The 15619-nt window shown below is 72.6% G+C and carries 14 protein-coding genes; 5 read left to right on the plus strand and 9 right to left on the minus strand.

All coding sequences use genetic code 11. The annotated features are described in order from the left end of the window. Window positions 1-9 precede the first annotated feature (9 nt). On the minus strand, window positions 10-846 hold the full coding sequence (locus tag NR798_RS43065) for an Ig-like domain-containing protein (protein WP_375768424.1): 837 nt from the start codon (window positions 844-846) through the stop codon (window positions 10-12). Window positions 847-1048: 202 nt separating this feature from the next. Here NR798_RS43065 and NR798_RS43070 point away from each other — a divergent pair, with 202 nt between their 5' ends. Continuing rightward, window positions 1049-1822 (plus strand): lysophospholipid acyltransferase family protein, encoded by a 774-nt coding sequence (locus NR798_RS43070; protein ID WP_375768425.1) that lies wholly within the window; start codon window positions 1049-1051, stop codon window positions 1820-1822. 4 nt (window positions 1823-1826) lie between these two features. Here NR798_RS43070 and NR798_RS43075 read toward each other — a convergent pair whose 3' ends face one another. Next, window positions 1827-3434: a lipase maturation factor family protein gene (locus NR798_RS43075; RefSeq protein ID WP_375768426.1), complete on the minus strand. Its 1608-nt coding sequence runs from the start codon at window positions 3432-3434 to the stop codon at window positions 1827-1829. Between the two features lie 136 nt (window positions 3435-3570). Between NR798_RS43075 and NR798_RS43080 the strand changes: the two genes are divergently transcribed. Next, window positions 3571-4224, plus strand: coding sequence for an MBL fold metallo-hydrolase (locus tag NR798_RS43080; RefSeq protein ID WP_375768427.1), 654 nt, complete (start codon window positions 3571-3573; stop codon window positions 4222-4224). Window positions 4225-4239: 15 nt separating this feature from the next. On the opposite strand, the gene NR798_RS43085 is transcribed toward NR798_RS43080, so the two are convergent. Beyond that, on the minus strand, window positions 4240-4956 hold the full coding sequence (locus NR798_RS43085; protein ID WP_375768428.1) for a hypothetical protein: 717 nt from the start codon (window positions 4954-4956) through the stop codon (window positions 4240-4242). 59 nt (window positions 4957-5015) lie between these two features. Between NR798_RS43085 and NR798_RS43090 the strand changes: the two genes are divergently transcribed. After that, window positions 5016-5693: a hypothetical protein gene (locus NR798_RS43090; protein ID WP_375768429.1), complete on the plus strand. Its 678-nt coding sequence runs from the start codon at window positions 5016-5018 to the stop codon at window positions 5691-5693. Between the two features lie 23 nt (window positions 5694-5716). On the opposite strand, the gene NR798_RS43095 is transcribed toward NR798_RS43090, so the two are convergent. The 6 genes from NR798_RS43095 to gcvA form a co-directional block, all read right to left on the minus strand. After that, window positions 5717-7108: a sensor histidine kinase gene (locus tag NR798_RS43095; RefSeq protein ID WP_375768430.1), complete on the minus strand. Its 1392-nt coding sequence runs from the start codon at window positions 7106-7108 to the stop codon at window positions 5717-5719. Further along, window positions 7105-7788 (minus strand): response regulator transcription factor, encoded by a 684-nt coding sequence (locus NR798_RS43100; protein ID WP_375768431.1) that lies wholly within the window; start codon window positions 7786-7788, stop codon window positions 7105-7107. The genes NR798_RS43095 and NR798_RS43100 overlap by 4 nt, the downstream gene beginning before the upstream one ends. Continuing rightward, window positions 7785-10922 (minus strand): efflux RND transporter permease subunit, encoded by a 3138-nt coding sequence (locus tag NR798_RS43105; protein ID WP_375768432.1) that lies wholly within the window; start codon window positions 10920-10922, stop codon window positions 7785-7787. The genes NR798_RS43100 and NR798_RS43105 overlap by 4 nt, the downstream gene beginning before the upstream one ends. Then, window positions 10922-11992 carry an efflux RND transporter periplasmic adaptor subunit gene (locus NR798_RS43110; protein ID WP_375768433.1) on the minus strand — a complete coding sequence of 357 codons (1071 nt, stop codon included), beginning with the start codon at window positions 11990-11992 and terminating at the stop codon, window positions 10922-10924. Before NR798_RS43110 ends, NR798_RS43105 begins: the two co-directional genes overlap by 1 nt. Then, window positions 11989-13233 carry a TolC family protein gene (locus NR798_RS43115; protein ID WP_375768434.1) on the minus strand — a complete coding sequence of 415 codons (1245 nt, stop codon included), beginning with the start codon at window positions 13231-13233 and terminating at the stop codon, window positions 11989-11991. Before NR798_RS43115 ends, NR798_RS43110 begins: the two co-directional genes overlap by 4 nt. Before the next feature lie 67 nt (window positions 13234-13300). Beyond that, on the minus strand, window positions 13301-14215 hold the full coding sequence (gene gcvA, locus NR798_RS43120; RefSeq protein ID WP_375768435.1) for a transcriptional regulator GcvA: 915 nt from the start codon (window positions 14213-14215) through the stop codon (window positions 13301-13303). Window positions 14216-14425: 210 nt separating this feature from the next. Here gcvA and NR798_RS43125 point away from each other — a divergent pair, with 210 nt between their 5' ends. Continuing rightward, window positions 14426-14707, plus strand: a complete 282-nt coding sequence (locus NR798_RS43125) for a hypothetical protein (protein ID WP_375768436.1) — start codon at window positions 14426-14428, stop codon at window positions 14705-14707. Window positions 14708-14781: 74 nt separating this feature from the next. Further along, window positions 14782-15564: an SDR family NAD(P)-dependent oxidoreductase gene (locus NR798_RS43130; RefSeq protein ID WP_375768437.1), complete on the plus strand. Its 783-nt coding sequence runs from the start codon at window positions 14782-14784 to the stop codon at window positions 15562-15564. Window positions 15565-15619 lie beyond the last annotated feature (55 nt).

The raw sequence follows: 15619 nt of genomic DNA on the forward strand, positions 1-15619 counted from the left end.
CACGAGGGCTCAGCGCTGGGCCGTCTTGACCTCGAAGACGACCTCGGCGGCGGCCTTGCGCCTGCCAGCGGTCGCCGTCACCACCGTGCGCCCCGGCCCCACCGCCGTCACCTCGCCGGTGGGGGACACCGTCGCCACCGACCAGTCCGAGCTGAACCAGGTGACGGGCACGTCATTGAGCACCACGCTCCGGTTGTTGAACGTCTTGGCGCGCAGCTGCAGCCTCTGGCCCACCTTCGCGAAGACCAGGTGCGTGGGGTCCACCTCCACCCGCGCGAAATCCGAGCGCACCACCTGCACCTGCAGGTTGCGGCTCAGCGGCGGCACCGTGGCGGTGATGGTGGCCCGCCCGGGCGCCACGCCCACCAGCCGCCCGTTCTCCACCCGCGCCACCGTCGGATCGCTCGTCGTCCACTGCGGCGGCACGTCCACCAGCGGCTTGCCCAGCTCGTTCTTCACCACCGCGGAGATGGCAATCGAGTTGCCCGCCAGCAGGAAGTCCGCCCCATCCACCCGGATGTCCACCAGGCTGGGAATGGACACCTGCACCTCCACCGAGGCCCGCGCCTTGCCCGCCGCGGCGGAGATCTTCGCCTTGCCGGACTTGCGCGCCACCACCACCCCATCCTCCACCGTGGCCACCTCCGGCGCCGAGCTCACCCACCGCAGCTTGGGGTTCTCCACCGGCTGGCCATTCCCGTCGAGCGCGACGGCCTGCAACACCACGGACTCCCCGTGGGCATGCAGCGGCCGGTTCTCCGGCATGGCGAGGGTGAGCGTCTCGGGCGCGGACCGGCAGGCCCCGAGCACGAGGACGGACAACAGGAGCAGCGAGCGGGCGAACATCGGGGTCTTCAAGGTGGTCAGGGGGGCTTGCGGGCGTACGAGCGTGCCTCTCGAACAAAGGCGCGCATGACTGTATTTCGATACGGCCAGTGCGCAATGATTTGCAAGTGCACCCGTCCGCCCGGCTGCCTGCTTCCGCCGGGTACTCGACGCTGGAATGCACCTCGCCAGGTCGAGGTTCGAGCCAGGGGGGACACCGGCCGTGATCCACAACGTCTTCGCAGTGCTCTCCGTCCTGCCAGACCGCCCTCGCCGCGCCGCCGTGCGCACGCTGATGGACACCGTCTGGCGCCTGCGCACCACCGAGCAGGTCCTCGGGCGGGAGAACCTCCCCTCCCCGCCCTGCCTCTTCATCTGCAACCACCTGTCCAACGCGGATGGCTTCACGCTCGCCCGCGCCCTGAGGCCCCGGAAGGTGTACTTCCTGGCCGGTATCAAGCTGCAGGGCACCGTGATGACCCGGCTCGGTACCGAGGCCGTGGACACCATCTTCATCCGCCCCAACTCCTCGGACATCGAGCCCATCAAGCGCGCCGTGGAGACGCTCAAGGCGGGCCACTCCGTCCTCATCTTCCCCGAGGGCGGCCGCAGCCGGACGGGCGCGCTCACCCAGGCCAAGAAGGGCGCCTCCCTCATCGCCCGCCGGGCCGGTGTCCCCATCGTCCCCGTCGCCGTCTCCGGGACGGAAAAGTTCATGCCCATTGATGACCGGGACATGGGCCGGGAGCAGGTGCGCCGCGCCCACCTCACCGTGCGCTTCGGCAGGCCCTTCCACCTGGACGAGCTCGAGCCCGAGGCCACCGGCGCCGAGGACCCGCGCCAGGCCCTCGCCGACGCGATGATGCGGCGGGTGGCCGAGCTGCTGCCCCCGGAGTACCGCGGCGTCTACGCCGGCACGCCCCCCGACTCCGAGACCGAGGACGAGGCCCCAGGGGCTTCCCTGGTGTCGCACGCCCCTCCCGAGCCCGGCCGCTGAGCCCTCACTCCCCGGCGTGCCACTGCAACCGGCTCGACGCCCCGCGCGGAGCGAGACTCAAGGGCGGCAGGTAGAGCCCCACCCGCTCGCGGTTCCACCACGTGCCCGTACGCTGGTGCGTCTCCCGGTCCGTCATCCGGTAGTCATACAGGGTGGCGCGGATGTAGCGCGGCGGGCGCTCGGGGAAGGGGTTGATGGCGAGCAGCTTCAGCACGTCCGGAGAGCCCTCGAGCAGGCGCAGCATGAAGGCGAGCAGCCAGACGGGCGGCGAGCCCAGCGCCGCGAACCACATCTGCCAGTCCAACCGGGGCTGATGGGGTGCCACCTGCCTCGGGGGCCGCTCCGGGTCGCTCACCTTGTAGCGGAAGGTGTACTCGTGCCACGTCTCGCCGTCGTCGGAGCCCTCGATGGACAGCTCCGGCCGGCGCACCGTCATCACCGCGAAGAGGCCATAGGGATTCACCGCCCGCAGCGGACGGGCCCGCATCGCCAACCCCTCCAGCCACCGTGGCGGGCTGCGCGGACGGTTGAACCGGGCCAGGAGCTCATTCGCCCCGAGGACGAGGAACGGCGCGGCGGGGAGCCAGGCGCCCAGCGTGCGCCACCAGGGCCGGGGCCTCGGGGGCGGCGGGGCCGGCAGCAAGCGCCGCAGGGACGCGTCGTCCAACAGCCACAGCCCGAGCGCCAGCGACTGCACGTTGAAGAAGCCGTAGTTGCCGGTGGCGATGAGGACGCCCTGCAGCCCGGAGAAGAGCCAGAAGCCCAGGAGCCGCAACGGCCTCGGCGCGAAGGCGAGGAACGGGCCCACCGTCTCCATCACCAGCACCGCCGCCGTGGAGAAGCGCTGCGCCTGGCGCGGCAGATGGTGCGCGTACCACCCTCCCCGCGTCGGCAGGGGCGCCGTCTCGTAGTAGTAGTCGCACGCGGTGAGCTTGCGCCACGTCTCGTCGCCGGACTTCAGCTTGGACACCCCGGAGCCCAGGTAGAGCCGGAAGAAGAGCGCACGCCACAGCGCCACCTGCGCCGCGGAGGGCTCGCGGCGTCCCGGCCCCGGCCACAGTCCCACCGGTGCGGTGAGGATGCCGAGCAGCCCCATCTCCAGCAGCAGCGCGTCCCATTGGAAGGAGAGGAACTCCCGCCCCACCGCGGTATAGGAGAGATAGAGGGCCCATGACCCCGTCAGCGCGGCCTGGGGCGCCACGCCCGCCATCACCGCCAGCGACAGCACCTGCCCGGCGCGGATACCGCGCACCAGCGTCTTGTCCGACGCCCCCAGCCAGAACAACGAGGGGTACCAGAGGTACCGCTCCCACCCCATCGCCGCCATCCGCGGAGAGGAGAGCAGATCCTTGACAGGCAGGATGCCGCGCGAGCCGTAGAGCCCCCGCACCTGCCGCCCCAACGAAGAGAAGGCGATGAGGTAGATGCCGCCCAGGGCCCGGAAGAACACCTGACGCACGAGCCGGTGATGCGGCGGCGCCACCGAGCGCTCGACGAGCCTGCCAAGCAGACGCCCCCTCCCTCTCCGCCCTCGCCTGCCCGGCCGCCGGGCGGGTAGGTCACGGAGCATCCGGAAGAACGCCTTGGCGCCCTGGGGGCGGACAGCACGCATGGGGCTCCCCTCCTGCTTTCGCCAAAGCTGGGAGCGCCGGGGAGCCGGTGCCCGGAGTGGCCAACCCCTCGCCCCGGAAGGGCGCGAGCGGCCGGGCCTCCGCGCCCCGTGCGCTCGCGAGCCCTAGCTTTGCCGCATGAGCGAGCCCAAGGAACGAGCCCACCGCACCGTGCAGGTGCTCCCCGGCATCCACCGCTGGAGTGTCCGCGATGACCGCATCGGCGGCGTGGAGAGCGAGGCCTACGCCGTCGTGGCCGAGGACGGCGCCGTCACCCTCATCGATCCGCTGCCCATCGACGACAAGGCGCTGCGCAAGCTCGGCCGGGTGGAGGCCATCGTGCTCACCGCCGGCAACCACCAGCGCGCGGCCTGGCACTTCCGCAAGCTCTTCGGCGCTCCCGTCTGGGCCCCCCAGGACGCCTACGGCCTGGAGGACACGCCGGATGCGACCTACGGCGCTGGCGACAACCTCCCCGGCGGCCTCGTGGCCTACCACACCCCCGGCCCCGTCGAGTCCATGTACGCCCTCTGGATGGAGCGGCCCCGGAGCGTCATCTTCCTCTCGGACCTCCTCACCCACGTCGACGGCGGCACGCCGCGCTTCGTGGAGAACGAGTACCAGGACGAGCCCGGCCGCACCCGGATGAGCGTCCGGCGCATCCTCGACCACCTGCCCATCGAGGTGCTCTGCTTCGCGCACGGCCGCCCCATCCTCCAGGACGGCGCGTCCGCGCTCCGGCGCGCCCTGGACGAGGACACCGAGGCCCCCGCCCCCTCCGAGCCCCGCTGAGCCCGGCCCCCGGCGCTACTTCGCCACCGCGTCCAGCCGGCAGCTCACCGCCAGCGAGAGCACCACCTCGTCCACCGACACCGGCTCCTGCTTCACCGCGCCCGGCGGCTCGCAGCCGGAGAACTGGAGCGGAGCCCGCTCGGACTGGGCCTGGGAGATGAAGCCCCGGGCCCGCTCCACCCAGCGCTTCATCAGCTCGTCCCGGCGCGCCTCCGCGTCACGCACCCGGGCCTCCGGGAAGCCGAACGCCGCCCGCAGGCCCTTGTTCTCCTTCTCCGCCGCGGCCGCCTCCTGGCCCCCCACCCGCACCAGCGTGGCCACCAGCGCCGAGCGCTCCCAGAACTTCAGGGACTCGGGCAGCGCCACCTCCAGCACGCCGTGCGCCAGCGCTTCCGTCCCCGCCATCCGCTTGCCCGACTCCAGGCTCACCCCCTTCATCTTCACCGCCACCTCCCCCTTCACGGCCTCCTTCGCGGCGCGCTCGTACCGCTCCACCGCCGCCTGCAGCTTCGGCAACGCCTGCTCCAGCGACTCCGCCTCCTGCCGGAAGGCGAACGACACCCACAGCACGTCCGGGCGCACCTTCAGGCCCTCCTCCACCGTCTCGAGCGCGGGAGCGGTGTCGGACTCGTAGGAGCTGGCCACGGCACTGGAGACCGTGGAGCGGCCGCACGAGGTCCAGAGACAGACGAGCACCACACAGCCGGGAATGACGAAGTGACGCAGTTTCATGAAAGGGCTCCAGCGGAATGTGCCGCGCAGCTTGCCAGCAGGTAGGCTCGCCGTCCGCCATGTCCCTCTCCTACAAAGAGAAGTACACCTCCCCCCTGCATGAGCCCGCCCCCGTCCGCGCCGAGCTCGTCGTGCGGCCGGACCTGCTGCGCGTGTCCTTCTCCGTCTCCCTGGAGGCCGAGGGCATCGACCAGACCCTGCCCCTGCTGCAGCGCGCGTGCGAGCAGCTCCAGCGCCGCGCCCGGGAGGCCACCGGCACCGAGGTGACGCTCCGCCCGAGGGACACGCGCTTCAACCGCTCGGCGCCCAAGAAGCTGTCGCTCCCCGAGGACGAGGACCGCACCTTCGTCGCCGTGGATGGGCTGCTGGGGATACCGCTCCCCGCCGAGCTGGATTTCTGGGCGCGCAGCTCCCGGGTGGGCGCCCTGGTGCGCGTGTGCCACGAGGTGGAGCGCGACAGCCGCGAGGTGAAGAAGCAGCCCCGCTTCAGCTTCGGCACCGTGGAGGCCTTCGTCTCGCAGCCCGAGGCGCATCGCGCGGAGCTGCTGCGCCGCTTCGTCGAGCGGGTGCGGGAGGTGGCCACCGCCGCCGGCTCGCCCGAGGCACCGCTGCACGTGGTGGACTGCACTCCCGCCGGCCCCGTGGAGCAGACGCCCGTGTCCCTCGAGGAGGTGGGCCTGTCGCTCCACGTCCTGTGCCGGCTGGACGTGGTCCGCGCGGGAAGACCCTCACCCTGACCCTCTCCCAGGGGGAGAGGGAATCATGCGGCGGCGGTTGAGGTGCCTGGGCCTTCCACCGGCAGCTCCAGCACCACCTCCGCCCCCGGCCCCCGCGCGTCCGCCACCCAGGCCCGGCCTCCGTGGCGCTTCGCCACCTCCTGCACCACCGCCAGCCCCAGCCCCGTCCCCGCGCCCTTCGGCTCCACCCGGTGGAAGGGCTGGAAGACGGACTCCCGGTGCTCCGCTGGAATGCCGGGGCCCTGGTCCCTCACCGACAGCCGCCACCGCTCGCCCTCGCGCTCCAGCCGCACGGCGATCTCCGTCCCCTTCGGCGCGTACCGCAGCGCGTTCGCCAGCAGGTTGTCCACCGCCTGCCGCACCGAGGACGCATGGAAGGTACAGGGCGCCGGCTCGGGCCCCTCCACCGTCACCCAGACGCCCCGCCCCTCGGCCTCGGCGCGCGCCGCCGCCGCCGCATCCTCCACCACCTCGCGCAGGTCTCCCGCCCGCACCTCCCAGCCCCCTCGTCCGAACGAGGCCAGGTCCAGCAGGTTGCCCGCCAGCGCGCTCAGTCGCTCCACCTCGCGCCGCGTCTCCTCCAGCGCCTCGCGCAACGACTGTGCGTCCCGCTCCTTCCACAACGCCAGGTCCAGGCTCGTGCGCATCAGCGCCAACGGCGTGCGCAGCTCGTGCGCCGCCCGGGCGATGAGCTGCTCCTGCGCCTCCCGCGCCTCGCTCAGCCGCGCCGAGGCCTCGTGCAGCGCCCCCTCCACCTCCGACACCTCGTCTCCCCGCCCCGTCCCCAGCGCGCCGGGAAGCACGCCCTCGCGCAGCCGGCCGATGAGCCCCCGCAGCCGGTCCAACCGCCCCGCCAGCCACCGCGCCTGCCACAGCTGCAGGCCGAGCAGCACCACGCCCAGCAGCACCGCCACCCCCACCGTCACCGCGTGGAAGGCCCGCACCGCCGAGTCCTGCTGCGCCAGCGACGCCGACAACCGCAGCGTGTACACCCCGCCCACCGGCGAGCGGACGCCCAGGGTGAGCTGCCGCAGCCGCGCTCCATCCCCGCTCCTCACCGTCTCGAAGCGCGGCGGCTCTCCCGGCGGGTGCGGCGCGGGCGTCGGCCCATGGAAGCCCTCGGCCGTGGACGGATAGGACACCAACCGCTGGCCGTCCGGCGCGAACAGCTCGGCCACCGGCGCGAAGGGGCGCACCTCCTTCTCCAGCGGCGAGTCCAACATGTGCAGGTGCGGCAGGCCTCCCGGCCCATCGAAGAGGCTCACCGCCTCCACCGCCGCCTGCGACAGCAGCCCCCGGTCCACCGAGCGCGCCAGCCACGCCTCGAAGAACTCCGCCGCGAGCGTCAGCGTCAGCAGGATGCCCGCCATGGGCACCAGCGCGCCCAGCAGCCACAGCCGTGTCGCCAGCCTCACGCGCGCCCCTCCACCACCAGCCGGAAGCCCACCCCGCGCACCGACTGGATGGACACCCCCGGCTCCACCTCCAGCTTCTTCAGCTTCCCACGCAGGTAACCCACGTACACGTCCACGATGTTCGGCGGCCCGTCGAAGCTGTCTCCCCACACGTGGCTGAGCAGGGTGGAGCGCGCCAGCACCTCGCCCGCGTGGCTGGCCAGCTCGGCGAAGAGCGCGAACTCCCGCCCCGTGAGCACCTGCTCCCGCTCCCCGTGCCGCAGCACCCGCCGCCGCGAGTCCAGCACCAGCGGGCCCACCTGCTGCGCCGGCCCCTGCGCGTCACCCCGGCGGTGCAGCGCCTCCAGGCGCGCCAGCAGCTCCTCGAAGGCGAAGGGCTTCACCAGGTAGTCGTCCGCTCCCGCGCGCAGCCCCACCACCTTCTCGCCCACCGTGCCCCGCGCGGTGAGCATCAACACCGGCGTGCGCAGCCCCTGCTCGCGCCAGCGCCGCAGCACCGCCACCCCGTCGAGGTCCGGCAGGTTCCAGTCCAGCAGCACGGCGTCGTAGGAGATCTGCAACGCCTGCTCCAGCGCGTCCTCGCCCCGCTGACACACGTCCACCTGGTGCCCCGCCTCCGTCAGGCCCCGCTGCAGCAGCCGGGCCATCTTCTCCTCGTCCTCGACGAGCAACAGCTTCATGCGGCCGCCTCCCGCGGGCCCTCCGGATGGACCTCGGCGCTCGCGGGCTCCCGCGCACCGGGCCCCTGGGCGCGCCCTCCCGCGAACCACGGGTAGAGCGACGGGAGGATGACGAGCGTCAGCAGCGTGGACGTCACCAGGCCGCCCACCACCACGGTGGCCAGCGGGCGCTGCACCTCGGCGCCCACCCCGGTGGCCAGCATCATCGGCACGAAGCCCAGCGCCGCCACCAGCGCCGTCATCAGCACCGGCCGCGAGCGCTCCTGCGCCGCCAGCAGCACCGCGTCCTTCACCGGCAGGCCGCTCGCCTCGTGGTGCAGCAGCCTCGACATCAGCACCACCCCGTTGAGCACCGCGATGCCCGACAGGGCGATGAAGCCGATGGCCGCCGAGATGGACACCGGCATGCCCCGCAGCATGAGCGCCACCACGCCCCCCACGCATGCGAAGGGCACGTTGGTGAAGATGATGAGCGCCGGACGGAGGCGCTGGAAGGTCAGCCAGAGGACGGCCACGATGAGCACCAGCACCGCGGGAATGACGAGGGAGAGCCGCCGCGCCGCTTCCGTCAGCGTCTCGTACTGGCCGCCCCATTCCAAGCGGTAACCGTCCGGCAGGCGGACCACCGAGGCCACTCTTGCCCGCGCGTGCTCCACCACCGTGCCCAGGTCCGCGCCGCGCACGTTGAAGCCCACCACCAATCGGCGCTGCCCGTCCTGCCTGCTCACCAGGCCCGGCGTCGAGACGAGCTTCACGTCCGCCACCCGCGACAGCGCCACCGTGCCCCCGGAAGCCACCGGCAGCGGCAGCTCCGCCAGCGAGAAGGCCCCCTCGGCCCCCGACAGCCGCAGCAGGATGGGAATGCGCACCGCCCCATCATACGTGGCCCCTACCTCCAAGCCCGTGCGCACCGCCTGCACCGCCTCCAGCACCTCACGCACGCTGAAACCCGCGCGCGCCGCGTCCAGCGGGCGCGGCACCACCTCCAGCATCGACACCTCCGGCGGCGCCAGCACCCGCACGTCCGCCGCCCCAGGCTCCCGGCCCACCTCCGCCGCCACCTGCTCGGCCAGCCGCCGCAGCTCGCCCAGGTCCTCCCCGTACACGCTCACCCCCACGTCCGTCACCGAGCCGCCCAGCAGCTCGTTGAAGCGCATTTGAATGGGCTGCGTGAAGGCCGGCTCGCCCCCCGGTGCCTTCTCCTCCAGCACGGCCGCCATCTCCTCGATGAGCGCCTCGCGGGTGAGGCCCGGCCGCCACTGCGCATGCGGCTTGAGCTGGATGAAGACGTCCGCCTGCTCCAGGCCCATGATGTCGGTGGCCACCGCCGGGCTGCCCACGCGCGACACCACCTGCGTCACCTCGGGGATGTGCTTGAGCAGCACCGCCTCCAGGTGCTCCGCCTCGCGCGCCGCCGCCTCCAGGCTGATGTCCGCCGCGCGCGTCGTCTGCACCACCATGTCCCCCTCGTCCAGCTGCGGGGCGAACTCGCTGCCCGCTTGCATGAAGAGGCCCACGCCCAGCGCGAGCAGCACCACCGCCGCGAGCGCCACCCGGCGCGGGTAGTGCACCATGTGATTGAGCACCGGCCGGTACACCTTGTCGAAGAAGCGCACCAGCAAGGGCGGATGCTCGGGCACGTCCTCGGGGCGCAGCACCAGGCTGGCCATCGCGGGGATGAAGGTGAGCGACAGCACCAGCGAGGTGGCCAGCGCCAGCATCACCGTCACCGCCATGGGGCGGAACATCTTCCCGTCCACCCCGCTGAGCGCGAGGATGGGCACGTAGACGAGCAGGATGATGAGCACCGAGAAGAACACCGGCCGCGCCACCGAGCCCGTCACGTGCGACACCTTCTCGCGCCACCCGCCCCGGTCCGTCCGCTCGTGCCCCACGTGGTGGAAGACGGCCTCCACCATCACCACCGCGCCATCCACCAGCAGGCCGAAGTCGATGGCCCCCAGGCTCATCAGGTTGCCCGGAATTCCCAGCAGCACCATGCCCACCGCCGCGCCCAGCATGGACAGCGGAATCGCCGAGGCCACCACCAGCCCCGCCCGGAAGCTGCCCAGCAGCAGGAAGAGCACCGCCACCACCAGCAGCCCGCCCTCCAGCAGGTTCTTCGCCACCGTGCGCAGCGTGCCGCGCACCAGCGTGCTCCGGTCGTACACCTCGTCCACCCGCACGTCCTCGGGCAGCGCCTTGCGCACCTGCTCCATCCGCGCGTGCAGGCCCTCCATCACGTCCAGCGCGTTGGCCCCGCGCAGCATCTGCACCATCACGTACACCGTCTCGCCCCGGCCATTGGACGTCGCCGTGCCGATGCGCGGCAGGGCCCCTGGCACCACCTCGGCCACGTCCGCCAGCCGCACCGTCAGGCCGTCCGCGCCCCGCACCACCGCGCCGCCCAGCTCGCTCGGGCCGGGAGGACGCGCCACCGCGCGCACCAGCACCTGCCGGTCTCCCGTCGCGAGGCTCGCCCCGGGCACGCTGCCCGACACGTCCTCCAGCGCCCGCCGCAGCTCCTCCAGCGTCAGCCCGCGCTGCGCCAGCTTCACCGGATCCGCGCGCACCTCCAGCGTGCGCTGCTGCCCTCCCCAGTTGTTCACCTCCACCACGCCCGGCACCCCGCGCAGCAGCGGCGCCACCCGCAGCTCCGCCAGCTCCAGCAACTCCGCCGACGTGCGGTGGGACGAGCTGACGGTGAAGTGGAAGATTTCTCCCAGGCCTCCCGTGAGGGGCCCCAGCTCCGGCGCATCCAGGCCCGGGGGCAGCTCGCCCGCCAGCGCGTTCAACCGCTCCTGCACCATCTGGCGCGCGCGGTACGGGTCCACGCCGTCCTCGAAGACGGCCGTCACCGAGGAGATGCCGTAGCGCGACAGGCTGCGGTGCTCCTTCAGCCCCGGCACGCCGCCGAGCCCCGTCTCCACCGGCCGCGACACCAGCCGCTCCACCTCCTCGGGCGTCATGCCGGGAGCGCGGGTGAGCACCAGCACCTGGTTGGTGGTGATGTCCGGCAGCGCGTCCAACTCCATCCGCACCGCCACCCCCGAGGCCAGCACGGCGAACAGCACCGTGAGCCCCAGCGTCCAGCTCCGGTGCTTCACCGAGCCCCTGACCAACCGCTCCATCATCACCCCTCCCCTCCGGCCACCGGCACGCGCGCCGCGTCGGCCGCCACCGAGTCCGACTCCTTCAACGGCCCGTGCACCAGCGCGTCCGCGCCGGACTGCCCCACCACCTTCACCGGCTGGCGGCGGTGGCCCTCGCCCTCGCGCACCAGCACCGCCACCTCGCTGCCCTCCAGCAGCAGCGCCCGCGCGGGCACCACCTTCACCTCCGGCAGCCCGTCCGCCCGCACCCGCAGCGTCCCTTGCAGGCCCGCGGGCAACGGGCGCGCCGGCTCGGGCTCGAACCACGCGGCCAGGGTGCCATCCCGCACGTCCACCGAGGGCGCACGCCCCACCAGCCGCACCGGCACGGCCCCGAGGCCCGGCGCGGAGAACTCGAAGGCCGTGTCCTCCGGCAGCGCGAGCGAGAGCCGGGCCTCCAGGCGCGCGGGGCCCTCGCCCGCCACGCGCACCAGCGGCTCCGAGCCGCCCTCGTGCGTCTGCCCCAGCACCGCGTCCACCTGGGTGACGATGCCGTCCACCGGGCTGCGCAGCGCCACCGTGCCCCGCTGCGCCACCCCAGCCGCCGCCGAGCCCTCCAGCCCCGCCACCTTCAACAGGGCCTGCGCGCTCTGCTGAGCCGCGCGGGCCTCGGCCAGACTCGCCTCCGCCTCGGCCAGCTCGAAAACACGGGCCATGCCCTGCTCCTGGAGCGCCTTGAGTTGCGCCGTGCGGCGCTCATAGGCCTCGCGGCGAAGGGAGGCGGCCTCGTGCTCGCCCGCGGCCCGCACCACCTCGGGCATGAGCACCTCGACGAGCACCTCGCCCTTGCGCACCTTCTGGCCGGGCCGCACGGCGATGCGGGTGACACTGCCCCGGAAGGGCAGGCCGAGCGCCGCGGCGCCCTCGGGGTGGGGCAGCACGTGGGCGGGGGCCTCGGTGAGGGGCACGCCCCGGGGAGGACGCGGGTGCACCCAGGCGGTGCGTGCGCTGGACTGCGCGGGCGGCGGCGCCGCGGCCGGAGCGGGGGGCGAGGAGCAGCCGAGGGCCGATCCCAGCAGGAGGACGGAGGAGAGGAGCGCGGAACGGCTCATGGCGTGGAGACTCCGGAGAGGGCGTCGATGAAGAAGCGGGCCTTCACGCGCGCCCAGGCCTCGGCGGCGCGGGCGTGGCCCAGACGGATGCGGGCGGAGGCCAGCGCGCGGCGCGCCAGCACCACCTCGGGGACGGTGGAGTCCCCGGACTGGAAGAGGAGCTCGCGCAGCCGGGCGGCCTCCTCGGCGGCGGGCAGCAGCTCGCCCCGCAGCGCCGCCAGCACCTCGCGCGAGTGCTCCACGTCATGGAGGGCGAGCGCCAGTCCCGCGGCGGCGCGGTGGCCGGCGTCCCGGGCCTCTCCCTCGAGCCGCTCGGCGGAGGCCAGCAGCGCGCCCCGGTCCCGCTCCCCGCGCTCGAAGAGGGACGGCGTGAGCGTCAGCGTGAGGGCCCCACCCGCCGCCCCGTCATACTCGCGCAACCCCGCGACGCCCACCTGGAGCAGCGTGCCCCGGGAGGCCTGGGCCTCGGCCGCACGCGCCCGCTCCAGCTGGGCCCCGAGCGTCCGTGCCGCCGCTTCCGGCAACCGGGAGGCCTGGGCGACCAGCGGCGCCCACTCCGCGTCCGCGGGCAGCTCCACCTCGGGCAGCGCACCGGTGGCCTGGAGGGGGCGCACAGGGTCCCCGCCGAGCAGCATCGCCAGCGCCACCCGGCGCTCGGCCACCTGCTCCTCCGCGTCCAGCTCGGCGAGCCGGGCCTCGGCGAGGTACGCGCTGGCCTCGGCCAGCTCCAGCTTCGTGGAAGCGCCCAGCTTCGCGGCCCCCTGCACCGCGTCTCGGAAGGCGGCGGCCAGCTGGAGCTCGAGCGCGCTCTGGACGATGGCCTGCTCGGCGGCCCAGAGCCGCAACCACGCCTCGGCGATGGCGAGCCGGCGTGAGAGCAGGACGGCACGGGCCTCGGCGTCGAGCACGGCCTCCTCGGCGCGGACAGCGGTGTTCCGCGCGCCCGCCTGCCCCGAGAGGCTGAAGGTCTGGCTCACGCCCAGGCGCAGGTCGGCGCCGCGCTCGTCCGCTCGCTGGCGGTAGCCGGGCTCGACGGTGACTTGAGGGTTGAAGACGAAGGGAGAGAGCCGCGCGCCTTCGGAGCGGCGGACCTCGGCGGCGCGGGCGGCGCTCGCGGGACCAGGGGTGCGCCCGGCGAGCGCGAGCGCCTCCTCGAAGGTCAGGGGAGTGACCTCTGGGGGCGAAGCGGCCAGCACGAGCGCGGCGAGGACGGCAACCATGACGCGCACCGTAAAGACCATGCGCCCGCACTGCTTGAGAGGACTCTGAGAGAACTCTCAGAGTTGGACCCGCGAGGCGCCGGAGAGCCTAGCCCTCGGACACCTCACGAACGAGCCATTCACGAAACGCAACGAGCTTGGGGAGCGTAGCGCATTCGGGCCGGTAGACGACGTAGTAGGCGAGCACGGAAGGGAACCCGACCTCCGGGAACAGGCGCATCAGCCGTCCGGCCGCGAGGTCGTCATGCGCCATGATGCTGCGGGCCAGCGCCACGCCCTGTCCGTCGATTGCCGCCTGCAGCACCGCAGCGGAATTGTTGATACGCAGGCCTCGCTTCGTCTCGACGTCCTTTGCGCCTGCCTTCTCGAGCCAGGCCTCCCACGTGGCGAATCCCGAGCGCGCATCCACGGACCGGTCGTGGATGAGCCGTAGGCCGCTCAGGTCCGACGGCCGACGCAGACGGCGGTTGGGCCGAAGGAGCGCAGGCGAGCAGACGGGATAGATCTCCTCGTCGAGAAGCTTCTCGGCGACGAGCCCGGGCCAGCCCCCAGCTCCGTAGCGCACGCCGATATCCACCCCGCGCGCGGCGAAGTCGAGCAGCTCGGTGGACGCGTCGAGCCGCACGTCCAGCTCGGGCCATGCGGCTTGGAACCGCTCGAGGCGTGGCAGGAGCCACTTGGCCGCGAAGGCGGGGCTGACCGTCACGGTCAGCACACCGGCCGGCGAGCCCTCCTTCAGCCGTGCGACGCCGACGCTCAGCCGCTCGAACCCCGCGCGGATATCCGGCAGCGCCCGCTGGGCCGCTTCGGTGAGAACGAGCCGCTTCCGTCCGCTCGTGCTCCGGTGGAACAGCGGCGTGCCGAGCGCCTCCTCGAGGCTTCGCACGAGTTGCCCGACCGCCGCCGGGGTCACATGAAGCTCGGCGGCTGCTTCGGAGAAGCTCTCGTGCCTGGCGCTCGCCTCGAAGGCACGCAGGGCATTGAGGTGTTCGGGTGCGCTCATGGACGGTCAAGATTTCCTTTGCCGGGTGCCAAGAACATCTCGTTTGCGGCGGCGGATCCTCGGAAGCATTAATTCCTCGTCGGCTCGCGATGGGCCAGTCCCGGCGCCTGCCGTCCCCGGCTATCGGTGGAGCCAAAGGCTGTCTTCGAAGCCACCCCAGCGGCATAGCCTATCTTTCACGCAGCAGAGACGTCAAAACGGAGCAAACCCATGGTCTACCTGCAAATCACCCTGAAGATTTCTCCCGCCAACCGGTCCGCGGCCGCTGGCGTGTACCAGCGCTACAAGGCGCCCTTCCTCGAGAAGATCGCCGGCGCGAAGTCGAAGGAACTGCTCGTCCGTGACGAGGACGTGCAGGTGCTGCACGGGTTCGAGACGGCGCAGCAGGCCAGCGCCTACCTGGAGACCGGCCTGTTCACCGCCGACGTCGTGAGCGCGCTGAAGCCGCTCCTCGATGCCGCCCCGGACGTCCGCATCTACCAGGCCGCCTGAAACCTTCCTCGTGGGGCCGTCGCCGGCCGCGGCGTCCCGACATTCACCAGGCACCAGCCAACTTGGAGCTTTCAATGCGTGCGCGCTTCACCCATCAGAAGGTCATCGTTGTAGGCGGTACCAGCGGCATGGGGAAGGCCGTTGCCCGGATCGTCCTCGAGGAGGGCGGGCGGGCCGTCGTCATCGGGAATCGAGACGACAAGCTCCGGGCCGCCGTCGCCGAGCTGGCGGAGCTCGGGCGCGTGGACGGCCTGCGGGCGGACATCACCTCTGGCGCCGAGAGACAGGCCCTGCTGGCCCGGCTGCGTGAGGACCACGCGGACGCGACGCGGCTGGTCAACGCAGCGGGCGTCTTCCTGCCGAAGGCCTTCCTGGAGCACGAGGAGCGCGACTACGACCTGTACCTCGACCTCAACAAGGCCGTCTTCTTCATCACGCAGGCCGTCGCCAGGTCCATGGTTGCGCGGGGCGAGGGGGGCGCCATCGTCAACATCGGCTCGATGTGGGCCAGGCAGGCCATTCAGGCCACTCCCTCCTCGGCCTATTCGATGGCCAAGGCGGGGCTCCACTCGCTGACGCAACACCTGGCGATGGAGCTGGCCGGCCACGGCATCCGCGTCAACGCCGTCTCGCCAGCCGTCGTCGAGACCCCCATCTACGAGGGTTTCATTCCCAAGGAGCAGGTTCACAGCGCGCTCCAGGGGTTCAACGCGTTCCATCCGATCGGCCGCGTGGGTCGCGCAGAGGATGTCGCGCAAACCATCGCCCATCTGTTGTCGAACGAGACCTCCTGGGTCACCGGCGCGGTCTGGGATGTCGATGGCGGCGTCATGGCTGGGCGCAACAAGTACAGCTGACCCCTCGAAGCGCGTGGCCCTCACGCCGAAACGATGCCGCTCGAGAGGGCGGGCA

The sequence above is a fragment of the Archangium gephyra genome (assembly GCF_042230915.1).
In the GTDB taxonomy this organism is placed as follows: domain Bacteria; phylum Myxococcota; class Myxococcia; order Myxococcales; family Myxococcaceae; genus Archangium; species Archangium gephyra_B.

Coding starts and splice junctions, on each gene's coding strand:
- NR798_RS43065 (WP_375768424.1), bottom strand. CDS start 846: ATGTTCGCCCGCTCGCTGCTCCTGTTGTCCGTCCTCGTGCTCGGGGCC.
- NR798_RS43090 (WP_375768429.1), top strand. CDS start 5,016: ATGTCCCTCTCCTACAAAGAGAAGTACACCTCCCCCCTGCATGAGCCC.
- NR798_RS43100 (WP_375768431.1), bottom strand. CDS start 7,788: ATGAAGCTGTTGCTCGTCGAGGACGAGGAGAAGATGGCCCGGCTGCTG.
- NR798_RS43080 (WP_375768427.1), top strand. CDS start 3,571: ATGAGCGAGCCCAAGGAACGAGCCCACCGCACCGTGCAGGTGCTCCCC.
- NR798_RS43130 (WP_375768437.1), top strand. CDS start 14,782: ATGCGTGCGCGCTTCACCCATCAGAAGGTCATCGTTGTAGGCGGTACC.
- NR798_RS43085 (WP_375768428.1), bottom strand. CDS start 4,956: ATGAAACTGCGTCACTTCGTCATTCCCGGCTGTGTGGTGCTCGTCTGT.
- NR798_RS43105 (WP_375768432.1), bottom strand. CDS start 10,922: ATGATGGAGCGGTTGGTCAGGGGCTCGGTGAAGCACCGGAGCTGGACG.
- NR798_RS43125 (WP_375768436.1), top strand. CDS start 14,426: ATGGTCTACCTGCAAATCACCCTGAAGATTTCTCCCGCCAACCGGTCC.
- NR798_RS43115 (WP_375768434.1), bottom strand. CDS start 13,233: ATGGTCTTTACGGTGCGCGTCATGGTTGCCGTCCTCGCCGCGCTCGTG.
- NR798_RS43075 (WP_375768426.1), bottom strand. CDS start 3,434: ATGCGTGCTGTCCGCCCCCAGGGCGCCAAGGCGTTCTTCCGGATGCTC.
- NR798_RS43110 (WP_375768433.1), bottom strand. CDS start 11,992: ATGAGCCGTTCCGCGCTCCTCTCCTCCGTCCTCCTGCTGGGATCGGCC.
- gcvA (WP_375768435.1), bottom strand. CDS start 14,215: ATGAGCGCACCCGAACACCTCAATGCCCTGCGTGCCTTCGAGGCGAGC.